Genomic DNA, 17330 nt, shown 5'->3' with positions numbered 1-17330 from the left:
AATATGGCTATTTTACACGGCAGTTGGCTCGTAGAGAATGAAAAAAGTTGCTTATTTATTTGGGGAGAAACTTGGCGAAAAATTGGGGCAATTGAAACCATAGAATCGGGGATAAATTTACCGCATCCCTTAGCAATGACCGAATCGGAATTTAAGACTTTCCTCAATTCGTTACAGCAGTCGGGAAAACTAAACTGGCAATTACCGGAAACCGCAGAAACTCCACCGGAAAAAAGCAAAAAAACTAGGCGATCGCCCAAAACTCAAAACGCAGAAATTCCCACCCCAGACTCCTCAATTCAAAAGGAAATTCGGGCGATCGCACTTCCCACCCAAATCTCAGAATCCAATGCAACCCTGATGCCGCAGCACTCAGCAGCAGCACTTGAGGAACCCGCTAAAACCGAGGAAATTTACCTTTATCCCTGGCAAGTCGAGGGTTTTTGTCTCAACCCTCAAGCAGCTTTTATTTTCTTGCAATCACTACCGCTTAACAGCACGGAACCAGACTCTTTTGTCGGCTCAGATTTGCGTTTTTGGTCTCATATTGCTAGGTGGAGTTTGGATTTGTTGGCAAGATGCAAATTTTTGCCTGGATTGGAGAAACAGCCCGACGGTTCTGCTATTGCCAAATGGCAACCGTTGTTAGATAGTTCTACAGATACACTCCGCCTCGCCACTTTTGTCAAGCAAATGCCGACGGCTTGCCGAACATATCAATCGAAGGAAGGTTCGGCAGCGGATTTTGTAACGGATGTAACGGATGTAACGGATGTCAGTCCGGTGTCCGTCGGAAGAAGGAAGAAGGAAGAAGGAAGAGGGGAAAAGGAAGAAGGAAGAGGGAAGAAGGAAGAAGGAAGAGGGGAAAAGGCAGAAGAAGGGAGTCAATTGCCTTTAGCGGTGGATTTGCCGATGGGGGCGGAGGAATTGGTGTTAGGCTTTTTGAGTAGTATTGTAGATAGTCAAGTGCGATCTGCTGGTAGCTCTACTTTAGACATCAAAGCAGTTTCTCCTGTGCGCGACTGGCTGCAAGCTTTGCAGCAGGAATCTGGAATAGTTCAAGTAGAAACAGCAGCATTGGAAAACTTGGCAACCAAGCTGACTGCTTGGACTGCACCGCTGCAAAATCAATTATCTCAACAAAGTCAATTTCGCACTTGCTTTCAACTCATACCGCCGTCTCCTGGTAAAGCAAACTGGAATTTAAATTATTGCTTGCAAGCTGCAGATGAAGCGGAATTTTTGGTAGACGCGACAACTGTTTGGAATAACTCTGTCGAGCGTTTGGCTTATGCGGGGCGGACAATAGAATTGCCTCAAGAAACTTTGCTCAGTGGCTTGGGTTTAGCCTCGAAACTTTATCCGTTAATTGAACCGAGTTTGCAAGCACAGCGGCCTCAATCTTGCCAATTAAATCCGCTGCAAGCTTACGAGTTTATTAAGTCTGTAGCTTGGCGGTTTGCTGATAGCGGGTTGGGCGTAGTTTTGCCGCCGAGTTTGACAAAGACGGATGGTTGGGCGAGTCGTTTGGGTTTGAGTATTCAAGCGGAAACAACCCCCCCCAACCCCCCCTTAGTAAGGGGAGGCGCTGGAGAAACTAACCCCCCCTTAGTAAGGGGGGGCAAGGGGGGGTTGGGATTGCAAAGTCTGCTAAATTTTAAGTGGGAATTGACGATCGGCGGACAGCGCCTTTCTAAGGCAGAGTTTGACAGATTGATTGCGTTGAATTCGCCTTTGGTGGAAATTAACGGCGAGTGGGTGGAGTTGCGCGCGCCGGATGTGAGGGCTGCTCAAACTTTTTTTGCTAGTCGCAAAGAGCAAATGACTCTTTCTTTGGAGGATGCTTTGCGTTTGGCGTCGGGCGATTCTCAGATGATTGAGAAATTGCCTGTGGTGAATTTTGAGGCTACGGGTCAACTTCAGGAATTGTTGAATACTTTGAGCGATAATCAAGCGGTAAGTGCGATCGCAACTCCGGCTAGTTTCCGAGGACAATTGCGGCCTTATCAAGCGCTAGGAGCAGGCTGGTTAGCATTCTTAGAACGCTGGGGTTTGGGTGCTTGTCTCGCGGACGATATGGGTTTGGGAAAGTCGATCGAGCTAATTGCCTTCCTGCTGCATTTACAAGAAAAAGATTCTTTAGAAGCGCCGACATTACTGGTTTGTCCGACATCGGTATTGGGCAATTGGGAGCGGGAAGTCAAGAAATTTGGCCCGACGCTAAAAGTGTTAGTTCACCACGGAGACAAACGCGCTAAAGGCAAAGTATTTGCGACGGCAATTAAGGGAAAAAATTTGATCGTTACCAGTTATGCGCTAGTGTTCCGTGATGCTAAAGAAATTCAAGGCATTAAGTGGCAAGGATTGGTTTTAGATGAAGCGCAAAATATTAAAAATTCTGAGGCTAAGCAGTCGCAAGCAGTGCGACAAATCGAGGCATCTTTTAGAATTGCGCTGACGGGAACTCCGGTGGAAAATAGACTGCAAGAATTGTGGTCTATTTTGGAGTTTCTCAATCCTGGCTATTTGGGGCCGCGCAATTTCTTTCAGCGCCGATTTGCAATTCCGATCGAGAAATACGGCGATCGGGAATCTTTGCAGACTTTGCGATCGCTCGTTCGGCCTTTCATCCTCCGCCGCCTGAAAACTGACAAAGAAATCATCCAAGATTTGCCCGAAAAACAGGAGATGACTGTATTTTGTGGGCTGGCGACTCAACAGGCTGCATTATATCAGAAAATAGTCGAAGAGTCAATAGCTGAATTAGACTCAGCCGAAGGCATTCAGCGCCGGGGAATGATTCTGGCTTTGCTGGTAAAACTCAAGCAACTTTGCAACCATCCGGCTCTTGTCAAAGCAGAAGCTAAGCCGAAAGAATTGGAGATTAAGAGTCAGGAATCGGGGAAATTGCAGCGGTTGGTGGAAATGTTAGAAGAGGTGCTCGCTGAGGGCGATCGGGCTTTAATTTTTACTCAATTTGCTGAATGGGGAAAACTCCTGAAACCGCATCTAGAACAGCATTTAGGGCGAGAAGTTTTGTTCTTGTACGGAGGAATTCGGCAACAGCAGCGGGAAGAAATGATCGATCGCTTCCAGCACGACCCCCAAGGCCCGCCGATTATGATTTTATCTTTAAAAGCTGGTGGTACTGGTTTGAACTTAACCAGAGCAACCCACGTTTTCCACTATGACAGATGGTGGAATCCCGCAGTAGAAAATCAGGCAACTGACCGCGTATTTCGCATCGGTCAAACTCGCAATGTGCAAGTCCACAAATTTGTCTGCACTGGTACGTTAGAGGAGAAAATACACGATATGATCGAAAGTAAGAAAGCTCTAGCCGAACAAGTTGTCAGCGCCGGCGAAAACTGGCTCACCGAACTCGATACAGACCAACTTCGCAATTTACTAATCCTCGATCGCAATGCTATTATAGAAACCGAAGAAGAATAATGTGCTTAATTACCAATTCCCAACAGCACGACACGGATGTCACGGATACACGGATAGCTGTTTTTTCCTTTGTGACCGAAAGCATCCAGGATACCCGCCACGTGATTCATCCGTCCAGAAATAAAAAACCTGTATCCGATAAAGGAGCCCCCGAATTTATCTCGCGCAAGTCAATGCTTCAATTCTAAAATCTAAAATCTAAAATCTAAAATCGATTGACTCCAGTATCCCAATTACCTGTTTGGCCAAGGCCCGATGCCCAATTCCCAATTCCCGATTGAAGCCAGAAGGAAGAATGAAGAGGGGAAGAGAAGGAGATAGGGAAAATTCCCTGTTTGGCCAATGCCCGGTTCCCAATTCCCAATTCCCTGTTTGGCCGATTCCCGATTCCCAATTCCCAATTCCCGATTCCCAAATCTAAAATCTAAAATCTAAAATCTAAAATCGAATGATTGACAGAGAATGGTGGACACAACAGTGGTTAGATTTAATCAATACCTACCGCTTCAAAAAGCGCTTAGAACGTGGCTGGCAATACGCGCGCGAGGGAAAAGTTCTCAGCATTAAATTTCCCAATCAAGAAGTAATTGCCATAGTTCAAGGCACCGATCCAAAACCCTATCAAGTTTCTTTAGGACTCGATACATTGAGCGATGAAGATTGGGATTATGTGATTGAAAATATGTCGCAAAGAGCAGTTTTTTCAGCTAAACTCTTAGCAGGAGAAATGCCGCACAATATTGAGGATGTATTTGCGGCCGCCGGCAAAACGCTATTTCCGTTAAGTTTATCTGATATTCGATCGCGCTGTAGCTGTCCTGACCCGCAAAACCCTTGCAAACACATCAGTGCAGTATACTACTTATTGGGCGATCGCTTCGGCGAAGACCCTTTCGTACTGTTTCAACTGCGGGGGAGAACCAAAGAGCAAATCTTGACAGCACTTCGTCAAAGACGGGGTACGGAAGGAGAGGAAAATACCCAGCTAAACAAGGGTGAAAATTCCCCTACTGCGAATGCTAAATTGCCGAAGGTCGATCGCTTTTGGGAATACAATCAGCAGCTAGAATCATCTTTAGTAGTAATTGTACCGCCGCCCAGCAGCGAAACAGTATTAGATATCTTAGGCCCAATTCCCATCGCCACCGACGGAAAAGGAAGCGCTAGCAAATCCTCGCCCGCCTCTGACGCACTCAAGCAGCATTTTAGCAAAATCTACCAAGCAGTTAGCCAGCAAGCAGTTTTAGCAGCACTGAAACGGGGCGAAGGAGATTAACCTAATGTATTCCCAGAGATGATACAAGAGATTATGGCTGATAACAAATCAAGCTTTAATACCCATTTTATTCTTGAGTTTCTCTCTGCTGGAACGAGAGTTTGTCTAGAATAGATTTCAACCGAGGAGTCTTACTTTTGGCAATTTCAGTTTATACTTCCCGCAAATTACTCATAATTTCTATCAATTCCTGGGGGCTTTGAATCAAAAAATCAGGATTGTGTGCCACCAAAGCCTCCTCAGAATTAAAACCCCAACCTACAGCAATTACCTTAATTCCGGTTTTTCGAGCAGCTTCTATATCTCTAATCTCATCTCCCACATAAACGACTTCTTTAGCATTTATATGTTCGGTTTTTAGCCATCTATTAATAACTTTATGTTTGCCAAAAGTTGAGCCAGAGTAAATAAACGTGAAAGTGTCTTGCAAAGCATTTTTTTTCATCGATTCCAAGACATTTTCTCTGGAATTAGATGTGATAATACCCAGTTGAAATCCCTGTTTTTTTAACTCCAGTAAAACTTCTTTAATCCCCGGAAATAAACGAATGTTGGGGATTTCGCTGCGTAACTCCGCTTTCAACATTCTAATCAACAGCGGGAATTTGAAGATAGAAATACCAGAATACTGAAGGACTTGCCAAGAAGTTAAATTGCTCAGTTGAGCGATTTGCTCTTTGGTTGCAGATTTAAAGCCTAATTCGACTGACAAACGGTTGGTGATGCTTAGAAGAATATCGATTGTATCTGCTAAAGTGCCGTCAAAATCAAAAATAATTACTTTGGTCATTGGACAATAGCAAATAAGGAACGGGGAAGCATACAATTTTAGATTTTAGATTTTAGATTTTAGATTGGGAATTACTTACTGCATAATGTATTTGCTCTTGGCGCTCCGTACACACCCTAGGGTTATTATCTATAGGGTAAGGTGCACCCTAAGCACCCTGAGCGCGAACATCTCAACTTTTAAGGGTTAATTTGATTGGCTTTCGCATTTCGCCGCAGCATTTCGGGTTTTATGCGCCGCAGCGCCGAAGCTGTAAATCTGCGGTTCCATTCTTCGTCGGAGATGTCGGCTAATTCTGCAAGTGTCGGTGCTATGTTTTCAGGATAAGGCTCAAAGTCTGCAACATCAGTTGGTTTAGCAAATCGCTGATTCCAAGGACAAACATCCTGACAAATGTCGCAACCTGCTACCCAGCCTTGTAAATTAGATGCAATTTCGTCGGGCAATTTTTCGGCTCGATTCTCGATCGTGTGATAGGCTATACATCGATCGGCATTCACCACAAAAGGCTCAGTAATTGCTCCCGTCGGACACGCCTCTATGCAGCGAGTGCAAGTGCCACAATGTTCCGTATGAGACTCATCCGACGCTAACTCCAGATTAGTCAAGATTTCGCCCAAAAACACCCAAGAACCGTATTCGCGCGAAATTACATTACCATTTTTGGCAATCCAGCCAATCCCGGCACGCTGCGCCCACATTTTATCCTGAACTGGTCCGGTATCAGCATAATACCGCGCTTCAATTCCCTCGCCTTGCGATCGCACCCAATTTGCCAAAAGCTTCAGTTTTTTGTGCAAAATTCTATGGTAATCCCGCCCCCAACCGTAGCGAGAGATTTTAGCATATTCGATCGCTGCATCGTCCCCCCCCTCCCACAGGGGATTTGCGGGGCGTTGGTGGGGCGTGTAGTAGTTGATGGCGACACATATTAATGACTGCACCTCTGGCATCACCAATTGAATATCCTGCCGTTTCGGGTTTGCCATCCATGCCATATCCGCCTGATAACCCTTGTCCAGCCAAGCTTGCAATCTTTGTTTTTCTATATCAAAATCCGTGTCTGTTGAGGCTATCCCGACTTTGTGAAATCCCAACTCAAGGGCTTTTTGCTTAATGCGATCGCTATTAATTGATTTTTTCATCACGTAAGAAACCACTGCACAATTTGTGCCATAAGTCTAGTAACTTTCAGAGTAATTTTCGGACAGTATTGATAATACTTTGGCAATCTTTATATTTATAAGTTTGAACTCCAAAATGTCAAAAATGTTACATAATTTAATTTAGGGAGAATTCGATTCGCTAATTCAAGTACGCAAGTAAAACCGACAGCGAATCCCACAGCATACATATGGCAGTTAGTATTCAATCAGCTCAATCTATTTTCTCCAACACCGAGATTGCTAGCGTTGTTCCGGCTACCACGGAAGCGTTCTACAAACTCAGCGTTGAAGACCAACTCGCACTGCTCTGGTATGCCTACACCGAAATGGGCGTGTCCATTACCGCAGCAGCTCCCGGAGTAGCCAGCATGGCGCTTGTCGAAGGCATTCTGAGCGAAATCAAGCAAATGTCGCCGGCTGCTCAAAGCAAAACTATGTTTGACCTAGCCAGCAACGCCGACACAACAATTGGCCGGATTTACACTTCTTTGCGGGTCAACACCAAACTCGGTTTCTGGTACGAGTTGGGTCAGTTGATGAAACAGGGCGTTGTCGCTCCGATCCCCGCCGGCTATCAAATGTCTCCCGAAGCCACCGCAGTTCTCGAAACCATCAAGCAACTAGATCCGGGTCAGCAAATTACCGTACTTCGGAATACCGTAGTTAACATGGGCTATGACCCTGCTTTTAACCAAGAGTACGGCAAACGCTCAGCCCCCCGCAGCACTCCCACCGCTCCAGAAGAGCGGGTGAAAACCCAAATTGAGGGTATCAGCGAGCAGACAGTGCTCAGCTACATCGACTACATGAACGCCTTCGACTTCACCCCAGCCGTCGGTTTATTTGCTGAAGAAGGTGCCCTGCAACCACCTTTCCAAAAGCCGATCGTTGGTCGCGACGCTATCCTCAACTATATGCGCGAAGAGTGCGTCGGACTGAAAATGATGCCCGAGCGAGGCGTATCGGAACCCGCAGAAGATGGCTACCGCCAAGTGAAAGTCACTGGCAAAGTCGAAACTCCCTGGTTCGGATCGAATGTGGGTATGAACATCGCGTGGCGGTTTTTGCTCGATCCCCAAGGTCAAATTTTCTTTGTGGCGATCGACTTGTTGGCATCTCCGAAGGAATTGCTCAATTTGATCCGCAAATAGAATATTCTGGTTGGCTCTGTTAAACAGGCTTGCCCAAAAACCCAGATGCCTTTAGGTGTCTGGGTTTATAGCATTTTAGGTTTTAGATTTTAGATTTTAGATTCAATAATTGAAGGATTGGAAATGACTGATGGTATCAGAGTTTGCCGGTTGGCTAAACTTGCATTTTTTGAAAGTAGTATTGATTTTGGTCGATCGCTCCCAAAGCTGCGATCGACCCTCTCCGGTTCCTCCTTTTTTAGGAGAATTATTTTCCTAGCCCTACTTATATCTTTTGAGGGATTTGCTGCGACAAAGAGAATGATTAAAGTATACTCATTCATTTGAAATCACTTGTTTTATGACCGCAACAACTCGACCTATTTTAACTACCTCTATAAAGATTGCAGGTATCACAATGCCAGGGATACTGCAATATTTTGAAACTTTAAACGCGGGCGATTTTGACGCGACGGCTAATTTATTTGCAGATGACGGGGTGCTGCACGCGCCGTTTGAAGATCCCATTATCGGCAACATTTCGATCGCCACTTATCTCAAAAAAGAAGCGCGAGGAATGCAGCTAGAACCCCAGAAAGGTGTCAGCCAAATTTTAAAAGATGGCAATGTAGAAGTTCAGGTCAGCGGCCGGGTGCAAACTTCCGCCTTTGGTGTTAATGTCGGATGGCTGTTCTTGCTCAATTCTGACCAAAAAATCCTTTCAGTCACGGTCAAACTGTTAGCTTCTCCCCAAGAATTGCTAAATCTGCGGTCGCAGACGAAATTTGATGTTTGATAATCTGTTTCACATTTAAATTGTTTGTTTTGGTTTGACCTGTCGATCGAATGTAATGGCTCAAGCCATCATTATTTTTGCGCGCAATTGAGGCAGAAACCGGGTTTTTTATCCAAATCTCCAGTGAAGCGCCGTCAACCGTTGAAAAACCCGGTTTCTTGATTATTTGCGCGCAATTGAGGCAGAAACCGGGTTTTTTATCCAAATCTCCAGTGAAGCGCCGTCAACCGTTGAAAAACCCGGTTTCTTGATTATTTGCGCGCAATTGAGGCAGAAACCGGGTTTTTTACCCAAATCTCAGGTGAAGCGTCGCTAACTGTTCAAAAACCCGGTTTCTTGGGTATTTGTGCGATCGGGACTGTACCCCTACAATCTTACAGTCTCGCCTTGGGCTGACAATAAAGCATCCAGGATACCCGCCACGTGATTCATCCGTCCAGAAATAAAAAACCTGTATCCGATGAAACTTGCCGAACGTATTTATCTCGCGCAAGTCAATGCTTCAATTCTAAAATCTCAAATCTCAAATCTCAAATCGATTGACGCTACTGCACGGAAAATTGGCTGTCACCGCAGCGCGTGCGACAGACAGCCAAAGCGAGTCAAAAAGTGCCTTGCCAATCATTAATGACTAATGACTAATGACTAACGACTAATTAAGATTTTTCCGGCAAACTCGCTTCCAACTTGAGACAGTTGCGACCGTCTATTTGCAAAGTGTAGTCCACCCGATCCATAAGTCTGCTCATAATCAGCCAGCCGTAGCCGCTTTCCTGTTTAGCTTCCGGCCTCGGGGGATTGTAAGTATCCATTTCGTAACCTTTACCGTAATCCCAAATTTCTAAACCAATATCCCTATTTTTTAAATTCAAGCGAATTAACACGGGCAAATTGGGTTGATCTTTGTGAGCATGGCGGATCACGTTAGAATAGGCTTCTGCTAACACCAAGCGCAAACGATTCGACTGACGCGGCCAATCGACGTGCTCTCCTAGCTCTACTTCCAAACTGCTCAGCAACCAATTTTCAACAATTGTTAAAAACCGCAAGTCGCTTGGCACATGAAGCTCAGTATTCATAAAAAAATCCCGTAAGTTTGAAAACCCTGTGTCTTCCAGGTATGAAATACGACGAGCCGAATGGATTCGGCCTCAATACTTGTCGCTAATCGGGGGATACGAGCCTTTTCTGTTTAAAAATCAGGCATTCGTCATTCGGTAGAAGGCAGAAGTTAAGAGAATAGTTGAAAACTTTTGTTATGGGCTTAAAGCCCCTTAACAATTGATAATTATACCGAGACTGTAAGCAGTGAGGTATAAAAAATCTGTGTTTCAATCCTTGGCTTTTAAGCGTTGGTTTTTTCTGACGAATGCCTTCTACCTTAACCCTTTACAGGTATTTAATCCCCCAGGAAAGCGATTCAGGAAACTAGCTGCGCCATCGCCGGCTAGGTTTTTACTGTGGTTTTTGACTGGTGACGATAACACCGTCCTTTGTAGGACTACTCTATGGGCCGTCAACAAGCAGGGCTTAAGTTTTTTCGGCTCTCACCCACCCCCGACTATGCGTCGGGAGTCGCTGACAGATTCAAAGAACCTCCAGAGAGAGTATGGTTTGGTCGTCTTCTTGAACGGGATTATCAGCTCGGATGTGAGCCAACAAATTGTCCAAGTTGAAAGAACCAGGTTCCTGAATCAAAAGTTGCCAAAGCCCTTCTTGTTGTAGCATAGAACGGGTTGGTACACCCCCTGCTACCGCTTGACTTGTCACGCTAGCTTCAGTAATTCCGTCACTCGTCAGCAGAAATACATCTCCTGACTTTAATTCGATCGTACCTGCTTTGCCTCTCCAAACTGGTAGTATCCCCAAAGGAATGCCACGAGCTTTCAGGAAATTAGGCTCGGCTGGCGTTTTACCGCTAGCGGCTTGAGCTTTCACCTCCGAGTGAGACCAAACAATCGGGTAAATGTGACCGGCATTAGCAAAAGCGAGGTGTCCCGTTGACGGAGTGTAACGAGCTACAACCATTGTAATAAAATGGTTGTTGCCGATCAGGTCGTCAGACATACTGCTATTCATGTTCTGCATAACTTGATCGGGCTCTGGAGAAACTTCTTGGGAAAGTTCCCGCCGCATCACCGAAATCGCGCTGGCCATAAATAGAGCAGCCGGAACTCCCTTACCCGAAACATCTCCCACCGCTATCCAAATATCCCCTTGAGAGTGGACGTAGACTTCAAAAAAGTCGCCGCCAACTTCCCGCGCGGGATAGCAGCAAGCTTGCACCCTGACAGTTTCAAAATCCGGCCAACTTTGGCGTAACAAGTTTGTTTGGATTTGGCGAGCCACTTCCAACTCGTTTTGCATCTGCTTGGCTAAATCCAGAGTGCGCTGGTAGAGCTTAGCTTGAGACAGGGCGAGAGCAGCTTGAGCTGCTACACCTTCTATTAACTCTATCTCTTCTGCCGACCAAGGGTTAGTGCCACCAATCTGGCACAGTGCGAGTACCGCCAGCAATTCTTGCTGGTAAGTCAGGGGCACGGCAATCTCAACGGAGTTACCGTCCCCGCGACTGTTTGGGTTGACTTGAGTTTGGCGGCTGGCTACGGCTTGAACCAGCAAATTTTCATCAAAAGAAAAGCTGCTGGCTTCAGAGGTTTGGGCTTGGTAGGGGAAGGTACTCGGCAATAGTCGATCGGCCTCTACCGGCCGCAGCATACAATAGTTTGCCTCAAAAGTTTGACCTACGGTTTGAACAATAGTTTGTACCATACTAGAGTAATCTAGCGACCCGCGAATCACGCTCATTACCTCATTGAACAGAGATTCCTTGCGTAAAGCGCGACGCAGTGCAACGCTGCGCTGCTTGTAGTATTTGTAAGTTTCTGAGGCTTGATTGATCACCAATTTGAGTTCTTCTGGATTCCACGGTTTGGTGATGTATTTGAACACTTGACCTGAGTTGATGGCCTCGACCAAATCTTCAACATCTGTGTATCCCGTTAGCAGAATCCGAATCGTATCGGGAAATCGCTCGACTGTTTTCCCCAAAAACTCGGTGCCATTCATTTCTGGCATCCGCTGGTCAGATATAATCACCGCCATCTCGCCCTGTTGGTCTAGAACTTCCAGGGCGCTGAGGGCGCTATCTGCTTTGTAAACCTGAAAGTCGCGTCGAAACGTCCGGTACAATAAATCCAAGTTGTCAGGTTCGTCATCGACTACCATCAGTTTCAGCTTGCTTCCATCTCCCCGACTCATCTTTCTTCCCCCTTGAAAACCCCCACCATAGCTGTAATCAGCAAGGTGGCGGGAGGAAAAGGGGGGCTGGATATATGCAACATATCAGTTACGTCAAGTTGAGTTAAAGAAACCCGTTTTACCTCAAGGTGAGCATTCCTTTCGCACCATCTGTTCGCACAGATGAGAGGCTTTCGATACTGTAACCCGCCTCGGTAGGCCGCTTCAATAGGGAAAATTCCCCAGTCAGCTTTCACAAAAAATACTCGGTAAGTGGGAAGCTCCGAGACTTTAGTCCTGAGAGGAAAACGACCCGGCGATTTCAATCGCCTTGAATCCCCTCGCGGGGCAGAGGGGTATGGTTGCCCCAAGGCGTGAGGATATGGTTGTCCTCAATCTCCCATTTCTGGGGTAAAGTTAGCTTCGCCAATGTTATAGAGGCTTGCGCCGGCTGGCAGCACTGTCGAGCGTGACTTTAAGACTGTTTAACTACTAGCGACAGGGCAGGGGACTAGCTTCGCATCAAGCGGGTGTCATGACCTAAATAACGTAGCCTGTTAAGGCGATAGCTGGTCAGTACAGCTTGTTTGATTTCTCTTACAAGCGAGCGTGGCTTTAGCCCGCTCGTTACTGACGCTGTGATACGAGCAATGACCTTGTTAGCAGTCGGTACTTTTCTAAACACACCAGCATTCAAAACTGCTAATTAATGCTCTGATTGCAGAGTTCTTAACTAGCTGGGTACTGTCCTCGGTGTGAATTTTAACACTTACTACTAACGCAGGTATTGCTACCTAAGTCTGGTCAACACCGGCTGTATTTCAAGCCCCACTGTACCCGGAGGGTTAGTGGTGGGTTGTTGGCGCTATTCCCTACATCTTTGCCGAATCGTACTTGATTGCTGCATCCAAGTCTCCCTAATCTCTGAACTTTTTGCAGCAAGCATATTACTACTGCCGAATCAAGTTATTCTTTCTGCCAGTCTGAGCTTAGCAGAACGAGAGCGGGGATTTCTAGCGACTTCTTCGGATTGTGGCACGATCGGCTTTTTTGTCAGTACCTGCAAATTGGGTGTTCCTCTGAGTTGGTGCTTGACTGGTCGGTCTTCGAGACTGTGAAATGTAATGATTCCGATTCTCCCCCCTGGTTTTAACCACCTTGGCGCAAGGTTTAGGAAAGTTTCTAAAGAAGCGAGTTCGGAGTTGACAGCTATCCTTAAAGCTTGGAAAGTACGGGTGGCCGGATGGATTCTGCCGTTGCGCTGCTTGGGGGGGAAGCTGGAGGCGATCGCCCCTGCAAGTTCTGTTGTAGTTTGAAAAGGGCGCCCTTGCACAATCCGCCTCGCGATGCGCCGCGACAGTCGCTCCTCGCCGTACTTGTAAATAATATCTGCTAGTTTAACTTCTTCCCAGTGGTTGATAATCTCTTCTGCCGTCAAAGATTGCTGCTGGTTCATACGCATATCTAGTTGAGCCCGGTGGCGAAAACTAAATCCCCGTTCCGGTGTATCGAACTGAGCAGAGCTGACGCCCAAGTCTGCTATGATACCATCAAATTCAGCCTCTGGGGACTGATATTCAGCAAAGTTACCGTGCCAAAACTCAACGGGCGAGTTGGCAAATCGGGCTTGGCAAAAACCGATGGCTTGTTCATCGCGGTCGATCGCCACCACTGTAACATCTGGCGCCGCCGCTAAAATCAAACTCGTGTGTCCGCCGCCCCCAAGCGTCGCGTCCAAATAGTGTCCGCCTGGACGCACAGCCAAACCCGCAATTAATTCTTGACCCAAAACTGGAACGTGATAGGTGTCAATACTGACATCCGATCCAAGGGTCTCCTTCTCAGAGAGCTCGATATCCTTCATAATCATAAAAGCGAAACAAAAATCAACAATAGTCAGTAATCATTAATTCATTTAATTATGTCAAGAATTGAGACTAGAACCGAACCGATGGTGCTCAACATGGGGCCGCACCACCCTTCAATGCACGGGGTACTCCGGTTAATTGTCACCCTGGACGGGGAAGATGTGGTGGACTGCGAGCCAGTTTTGGGCTATCTGCACCGCGGGATGGAAAAAATTGCCGAAAATCGCACCAACGTGATGTACGTGCCCTACGTTAGCCGCTGGGACTACGCTGCGGGGATGTTTAACGAAGCGGTGACAGTGAATGCACCGGAAAAGTTGGCGAATATTGCTGTCCCCAAACGGGCTAGTTATATTCGGGTAATCATGCTGGAGTTGAACCGGATTGCTAACCACTTGATGTGGGTAGGGCCGTTTTTGGCGGACGTGGGGGCGCAAACTCCTTTTTTCTATACTATGCGCGATCGCGAACCAATTCTCGACTTGTGGGAAGCAGCGACCGGTTATCGCATGGTGAATAATAACTATTTCCGCATCGGCGGAGTCGCCGCCGATTTGCCCTACGGTTGGGTAGATAAGTGCCAAGATTTCTGCGATTATTTCGTTCCCAAAATTGACGAATACGAACGTTTAATTACCAACAATCCAATTTTCCGCCGCCGGATTGAAGGCTTGGGTACTATTTCTCGCAACGAAGCGATTAACTGGGGACTTTCCGGCCCCATGTTGCGCGGTTCCGGCGTAAATTGGGATTTGCGGAAAGTTGACCATTACGAATGTTATGACGACTTCGACTGGGAAGTCTGTACCGAAGCTGCTGGCGATTGTTTAGCCCGGTATTTAGTACGGATTCGGGAGATGCGCGAGTCGGTTAAGATTATCTATCAAGCCTTGAAAGGACTCCCCGGCGGCCCTTACGAGAATTTGGAAGCGAAGCGCTTAGAAAGCGGGCCAAAATCTGAATGGAATGGTTTTGACTATCAGTTTATTGGCAAAAAAGTGGCGCCGACTTTTAAGATTCCCAAGGGCGAACATTATGTCCGCGTCGAAAGTGGCAAAGGTGAGTTGGGGATTTATATTATCGGGGATGATAGTGTGTTTCCTTGGCGCTGGAAGATTCGGGCTGCGGATTTTAATAATTTGCAGATTTTGCCTCACATTGTGCGCGGCGTGAAGATTGCGGATTTGGTGGCAATTTTGGGGAGTATCGACATTATTATGGGCTCGGTTGACAGGTAGAAGGAAAAGGGCGATCGCATTTTTGGGCTGTTTGCTAAAAAGTGCGATCGCTACTTTTTTGAATCATATACAGTCCTGGGCGCATAATACCAAAGAAACCGGGTTTTTCACTTCAACTGTCGGCTACAACGAAAAATTTTCGTAAAAACCCGGTTTCTGACTACCCATGAGTCTGGGAGTGTATAGATTAACAGTAACGAAAATCTACCTCGGTTCCGCACTGCGTACAAATACCCTCAGAACAATCATCAGCTCCTCCTGACCAGTCAAAGTTTGTGCCTTTGCAGTACGGACAATACTCAGTTAAAGATAAAATTTCAGCGGGGACACACCGCCATCTGGGTAAAGTAACAGCTACCTCTGACTCTAGGGAAGTAAATGTATTGACAGGTAAACGATGTACTCGCTCGACTAATTCATTGACTTTGATAATTAATTCATTAGCATTTTCTACCCACAAATAGCCGCAGCGGACAGCGCGACTGATTAAAACATTTCTTTTTTCTTCAATAAATATTCGATTTCCGTTGGGGTCGATCGCCCTGCATTCCCACCCTGCAAATATAGGAACTTCTTGTGCGTAATTCCCTATCAAACCTGGAATGTTATTGAGTTGCCGTTCAGCAAGACAACCGATCCATAGATCCCAGTGAACTCTTTTGCATCTTTGTGAAGAAATACAACTTTTTAACAAATTATCAAAGGCGATTATATCCTTGTCTACGCCTCTGTGACCTAAGTAAATACCGCGTCTTTTTGTATCTGCTAAATTAAATATGACTACATAATCTGGTAATAAGTGGCTCGATTTTTTGAACTCTTCTAAACAAGATTCTGGTGGTATCATAAAGAAGCATTATATTTAAAATCTAAGGCTAGCTTATCACAGCGATCGAAAATTTGCCATGTCAAATCTCAAGTTTGCGATCGGCTTCAAAATGATATGATATCAATAATCAAAATCTCTCTCTTCTCTCTTCCTCTGTGTCCTCTGCGCCCTCTGCGGTGAAAAAAATCTTTATTTCAAAAATAAAATAAAATCAACTTTGATTCCATAAATTATGACATTCCAGCAATCAGATATCAATGACAGCAACCCAGAACTCTGCGCTTTAATCTGCGAAAGAATTGCCGCCAGTCCCCAGCAGCGTATTACTTTTGCTGAATATATGGATTTGGCATTATATCATCCGCAGCACGGATATTATAATAATAGCGATCGCCAGTCGATCGGCAAACAAGGCGATTTTATCACGTCGTCTCACTGGGGTGCTGATTTTGCGGAGGTTTTGGCACAGCAGTTTGTGGAAATGTGGGAAATTCTAGGCAAACCTCAAAACTTCGCGATCGTAGAAATGGGCGCTGGGCGGGGAAATTTTGCCGAAAATGTGCTGCAATATCTGCAAATACAATATCCCGATTTCTTTCATATTTTAGAATACATTATTGTTGAACTTTCCCCTGTACTCCAAGCGGAACAGCGGCAAAGGTTAGCCCATATCAAGTGTATTAACTGGTGTAATTGGGATGAGATAGTTAATAACTCAATTGTCGGTTGTTTCTTTTCTAACGAGTTAGTGGATGCTTTACCCGTGCATCAATTCATTCTAGAAGAAGGGCAAGTTAGGGAGATTTACGTTGCCGCAGAAACGCCCAAAAATGAACAAGAAGAGATAAAATTTGTTGAAGTAATTGGCGAAGTTTCCACGCCTAAAATTGGCGAATATTTGGATTTGGTGGGCATCGATTTGTCGGCTAGTGTTTACGGGGATGGTTATCGCAGTGAGGTGAATTTGGAGGCTTTGGACTGGATGAGTACAGTTGCTCAAAAGTTGCAGCGGGGATATTTGTTAACTATTGATTACGGTTATCCGGCGCACCGCTATTACAATCCGAGGCGCAGGGAGGGGACGCTACAGTGTTATTATCTGCACCGATATCACAATAATCCTTATATTAATGTGGGGCGGCAGGATTTAACGGCTCATGTTAATTTTACGGCGTTGGAAAGGCAGGGTGAATTGTGCGGTTTGGATGTGGTAGGGTTTACTCAGCAGGCTTTGTTTTTGATGGCGTTGGGTTTGGGCGATCGTATTGCTTCTCTGTCTACAAATGATGCGGAAGTATTGGATGTGGCAACGTTTTTGCGGCGCCGGGAGGCTTTGCATCAATTGATCGATCCGATGGGTTTGGGGGGTTTTGGGGTTTTGGTACAGTGTAAGGGGTTGAAGGAGGAGGAAAAGGGGAGAATGTTGAAGGGTTTGATGGTGCCTGATTGATTATTTGAGATTGATTATTAACTAATTTAATAGTGGAGATTTTTTGAACCGCAGATGAACGCTGATGTAATTTTGATGGATTCTGTATCTACCC

13 protein-coding genes are annotated in these 17330 nt (G+C 45.9%); 7 read left to right on the top strand and 6 right to left on the bottom strand.

Annotation, left to right across the window (positions count from 1 at the left end; genetic code table 11):
- Nucleotides 1-3 precede the first annotated feature (3 nt).
- On the top strand, nucleotides 4-3453 hold the full coding sequence (locus QUB51_RS19100) for a DEAD/DEAH box helicase (protein WP_333262674.1): 3450 nt from the start codon (nucleotides 4-6) through the stop codon (nucleotides 3451-3453).
- Between the two features lie 448 nt (nucleotides 3454-3901).
- On the top strand, nucleotides 3902-4729 hold the full coding sequence (locus QUB51_RS19095) for an SWIM zinc finger family protein (protein ID WP_333056436.1): 828 nt from the start codon (nucleotides 3902-3904) through the stop codon (nucleotides 4727-4729).
- A 151-nt stretch (nucleotides 4730-4880) separates the two neighbouring features.
- On the opposite strand, the gene QUB51_RS19090 is transcribed toward QUB51_RS19095, so the two are convergent.
- Both QUB51_RS19090 and queG read right to left on the bottom strand, forming a co-directional pair.
- The gene (locus QUB51_RS19090) at nucleotides 4881-5519 is read right to left on the bottom strand and encodes an HAD-IA family hydrolase (protein WP_333056435.1); all 639 of its coding nucleotides are present in this window, start codon (nucleotides 5517-5519) and stop codon (nucleotides 4881-4883) included.
- Nucleotides 5520-5698: 179 nt separating this feature from the next.
- A complete protein-coding gene (gene queG / locus QUB51_RS19085) occupies nucleotides 5699-6664 on the bottom strand; it encodes a tRNA epoxyqueuosine(34) reductase QueG (protein WP_333056434.1) in 966 nt (321 codons plus the stop codon).
- 209 nt (nucleotides 6665-6873) lie between these two features.
- On the opposite strand from queG, the gene QUB51_RS19080 reads away from it, so the two are divergent.
- The 3 genes from QUB51_RS19080 to QUB51_RS19070 all read left to right on the top strand — a co-directional run bounded on the left by QUB51_RS19080 (nucleotide 6874) and on the right by QUB51_RS19070 (nucleotide 8611).
- Nucleotides 6874-7836 (top strand): orange carotenoid protein N-terminal domain-containing protein, encoded by a 963-nt coding sequence (locus QUB51_RS19080; RefSeq protein WP_333056433.1) that lies wholly within the window; start codon nucleotides 6874-6876, stop codon nucleotides 7834-7836.
- 130 nt (nucleotides 7837-7966) lie between these two features.
- Complete coding sequence (locus QUB51_RS19075) at nucleotides 7967-8095, top strand: hypothetical protein (RefSeq protein WP_333056432.1); 129 nt, start codon at nucleotides 7967-7969, stop codon at nucleotides 8093-8095.
- 81 nt (nucleotides 8096-8176) lie between these two features.
- Nucleotides 8177-8611 (top strand): nuclear transport factor 2 family protein, encoded by a 435-nt coding sequence (locus QUB51_RS19070; protein ID WP_333210843.1) that lies wholly within the window; start codon nucleotides 8177-8179, stop codon nucleotides 8609-8611.
- 656 nt (nucleotides 8612-9267) lie between these two features.
- Here the strand turns inward: QUB51_RS19070 and QUB51_RS19065 are convergent.
- The 3 genes from QUB51_RS19065 to rsmH all read right to left on the bottom strand — a co-directional run bounded on the left by QUB51_RS19065 (nucleotide 9268) and on the right by rsmH (nucleotide 13715).
- Nucleotides 9268-9690 carry an ATP-binding protein gene (locus QUB51_RS19065; RefSeq protein WP_006633914.1) on the bottom strand — a complete coding sequence of 141 codons (423 nt, stop codon included), beginning with the start codon at nucleotides 9688-9690 and terminating at the stop codon, nucleotides 9268-9270.
- 508 nt (nucleotides 9691-10198) lie between these two features.
- Nucleotides 10199-11872, bottom strand: coding sequence for a SpoIIE family protein phosphatase (locus tag QUB51_RS19060; RefSeq protein WP_333056430.1), 1674 nt, complete (start codon nucleotides 11870-11872; stop codon nucleotides 10199-10201).
- 940 nt (nucleotides 11873-12812) lie between these two features.
- The gene (rsmH, locus tag QUB51_RS19055; RefSeq protein WP_333210837.1) at nucleotides 12813-13715 is read right to left on the bottom strand and encodes a 16S rRNA (cytosine(1402)-N(4))-methyltransferase RsmH; all 903 of its coding nucleotides are present in this window, start codon (nucleotides 13713-13715) and stop codon (nucleotides 12813-12815) included.
- Between the two features lie 57 nt (nucleotides 13716-13772).
- Here rsmH and QUB51_RS19050 point away from each other — a divergent pair, with 57 nt between their 5' ends.
- Nucleotides 13773-14957 (top strand): NAD(P)H-quinone oxidoreductase subunit H, encoded by a 1185-nt coding sequence (locus QUB51_RS19050; protein ID WP_333056426.1) that lies wholly within the window; start codon nucleotides 13773-13775, stop codon nucleotides 14955-14957.
- A 187-nt stretch (nucleotides 14958-15144) separates the two neighbouring features.
- Here the strand turns inward: QUB51_RS19050 and QUB51_RS19045 are convergent, their stop codons facing one another.
- Nucleotides 15145-15804 carry a hypothetical protein gene (locus QUB51_RS19045; RefSeq protein WP_333056425.1) on the bottom strand — a complete coding sequence of 220 codons (660 nt, stop codon included), beginning with the start codon at nucleotides 15802-15804 and terminating at the stop codon, nucleotides 15145-15147.
- A gap of 214 nt (nucleotides 15805-16018) precedes the next feature.
- Here QUB51_RS19045 and QUB51_RS19040 point away from each other — a divergent pair, with 214 nt between their 5' ends.
- Entirely contained in the window at nucleotides 16019-17236 is a 1218-nt protein-coding gene (locus QUB51_RS19040) for a class I SAM-dependent methyltransferase (protein WP_333262679.1), read from the top strand.
- Nucleotides 17237-17330: the final 94 nt, after the last annotated feature.

Origin of the sequence: Microcoleus sp. AT8-A3, from assembly GCF_036705675.1 — a bacterium.
In the GTDB taxonomy this organism is placed as follows: Bacteria; Cyanobacteriota; Cyanobacteriia; order Cyanobacteriales; family Microcoleaceae; genus Microcoleus.
Note: the sequence above shows the minus strand (reverse complement) of the source record. Positions and strands in the feature narration are given on the sequence as shown.

Bases quoted from the DNA above. Each gene is read 5' to 3' on its own strand.
- QUB51_RS19100 (WP_333262674.1), top strand. From the start codon at position 4: ATGGCTATTTTACACGGCAGTTGGCTCGTAGAGAATGAAAAAAGTTGC.
- QUB51_RS19040 (WP_333262679.1), top strand. From the start codon at position 16,019: ATGACATTCCAGCAATCAGATATCAATGACAGCAACCCAGAACTCTGC.
- rsmH (WP_333210837.1), bottom strand. From the start codon at position 13,715: ATGAAGGATATCGAGCTCTCTGAGAAGGAGACCCTTGGATCGGATGTC.
- QUB51_RS19045 (WP_333056425.1), bottom strand. From the start codon at position 15,804: ATGATACCACCAGAATCTTGTTTAGAAGAGTTCAAAAAATCGAGCCAC.
- QUB51_RS19060 (WP_333056430.1), bottom strand. From the start codon at position 11,872: ATGAGTCGGGGAGATGGAAGCAAGCTGAAACTGATGGTAGTCGATGAC.
- QUB51_RS19065 (WP_006633914.1), bottom strand. From the start codon at position 9,690: ATGAATACTGAGCTTCATGTGCCAAGCGACTTGCGGTTTTTAACAATT.
- QUB51_RS19050 (WP_333056426.1), top strand. From the start codon at position 13,773: ATGTCAAGAATTGAGACTAGAACCGAACCGATGGTGCTCAACATGGGG.
- QUB51_RS19080 (WP_333056433.1), top strand. From the start codon at position 6,874: ATGGCAGTTAGTATTCAATCAGCTCAATCTATTTTCTCCAACACCGAG.
- QUB51_RS19095 (WP_333056436.1), top strand. From the start codon at position 3,902: ATGATTGACAGAGAATGGTGGACACAACAGTGGTTAGATTTAATCAAT.
- QUB51_RS19075 (WP_333056432.1), top strand. From the start codon at position 7,967: ATGGTATCAGAGTTTGCCGGTTGGCTAAACTTGCATTTTTTGAAAGTA.
- queG (WP_333056434.1), bottom strand. From the start codon at position 6,664: ATGAAAAAATCAATTAATAGCGATCGCATTAAGCAAAAAGCCCTTGAG.
- QUB51_RS19070 (WP_333210843.1), top strand. From the start codon at position 8,177: ATGACCGCAACAACTCGACCTATTTTAACTACCTCTATAAAGATTGCA.
- QUB51_RS19090 (WP_333056435.1), bottom strand. From the start codon at position 5,519: ATGACCAAAGTAATTATTTTTGATTTTGACGGCACTTTAGCAGATACA.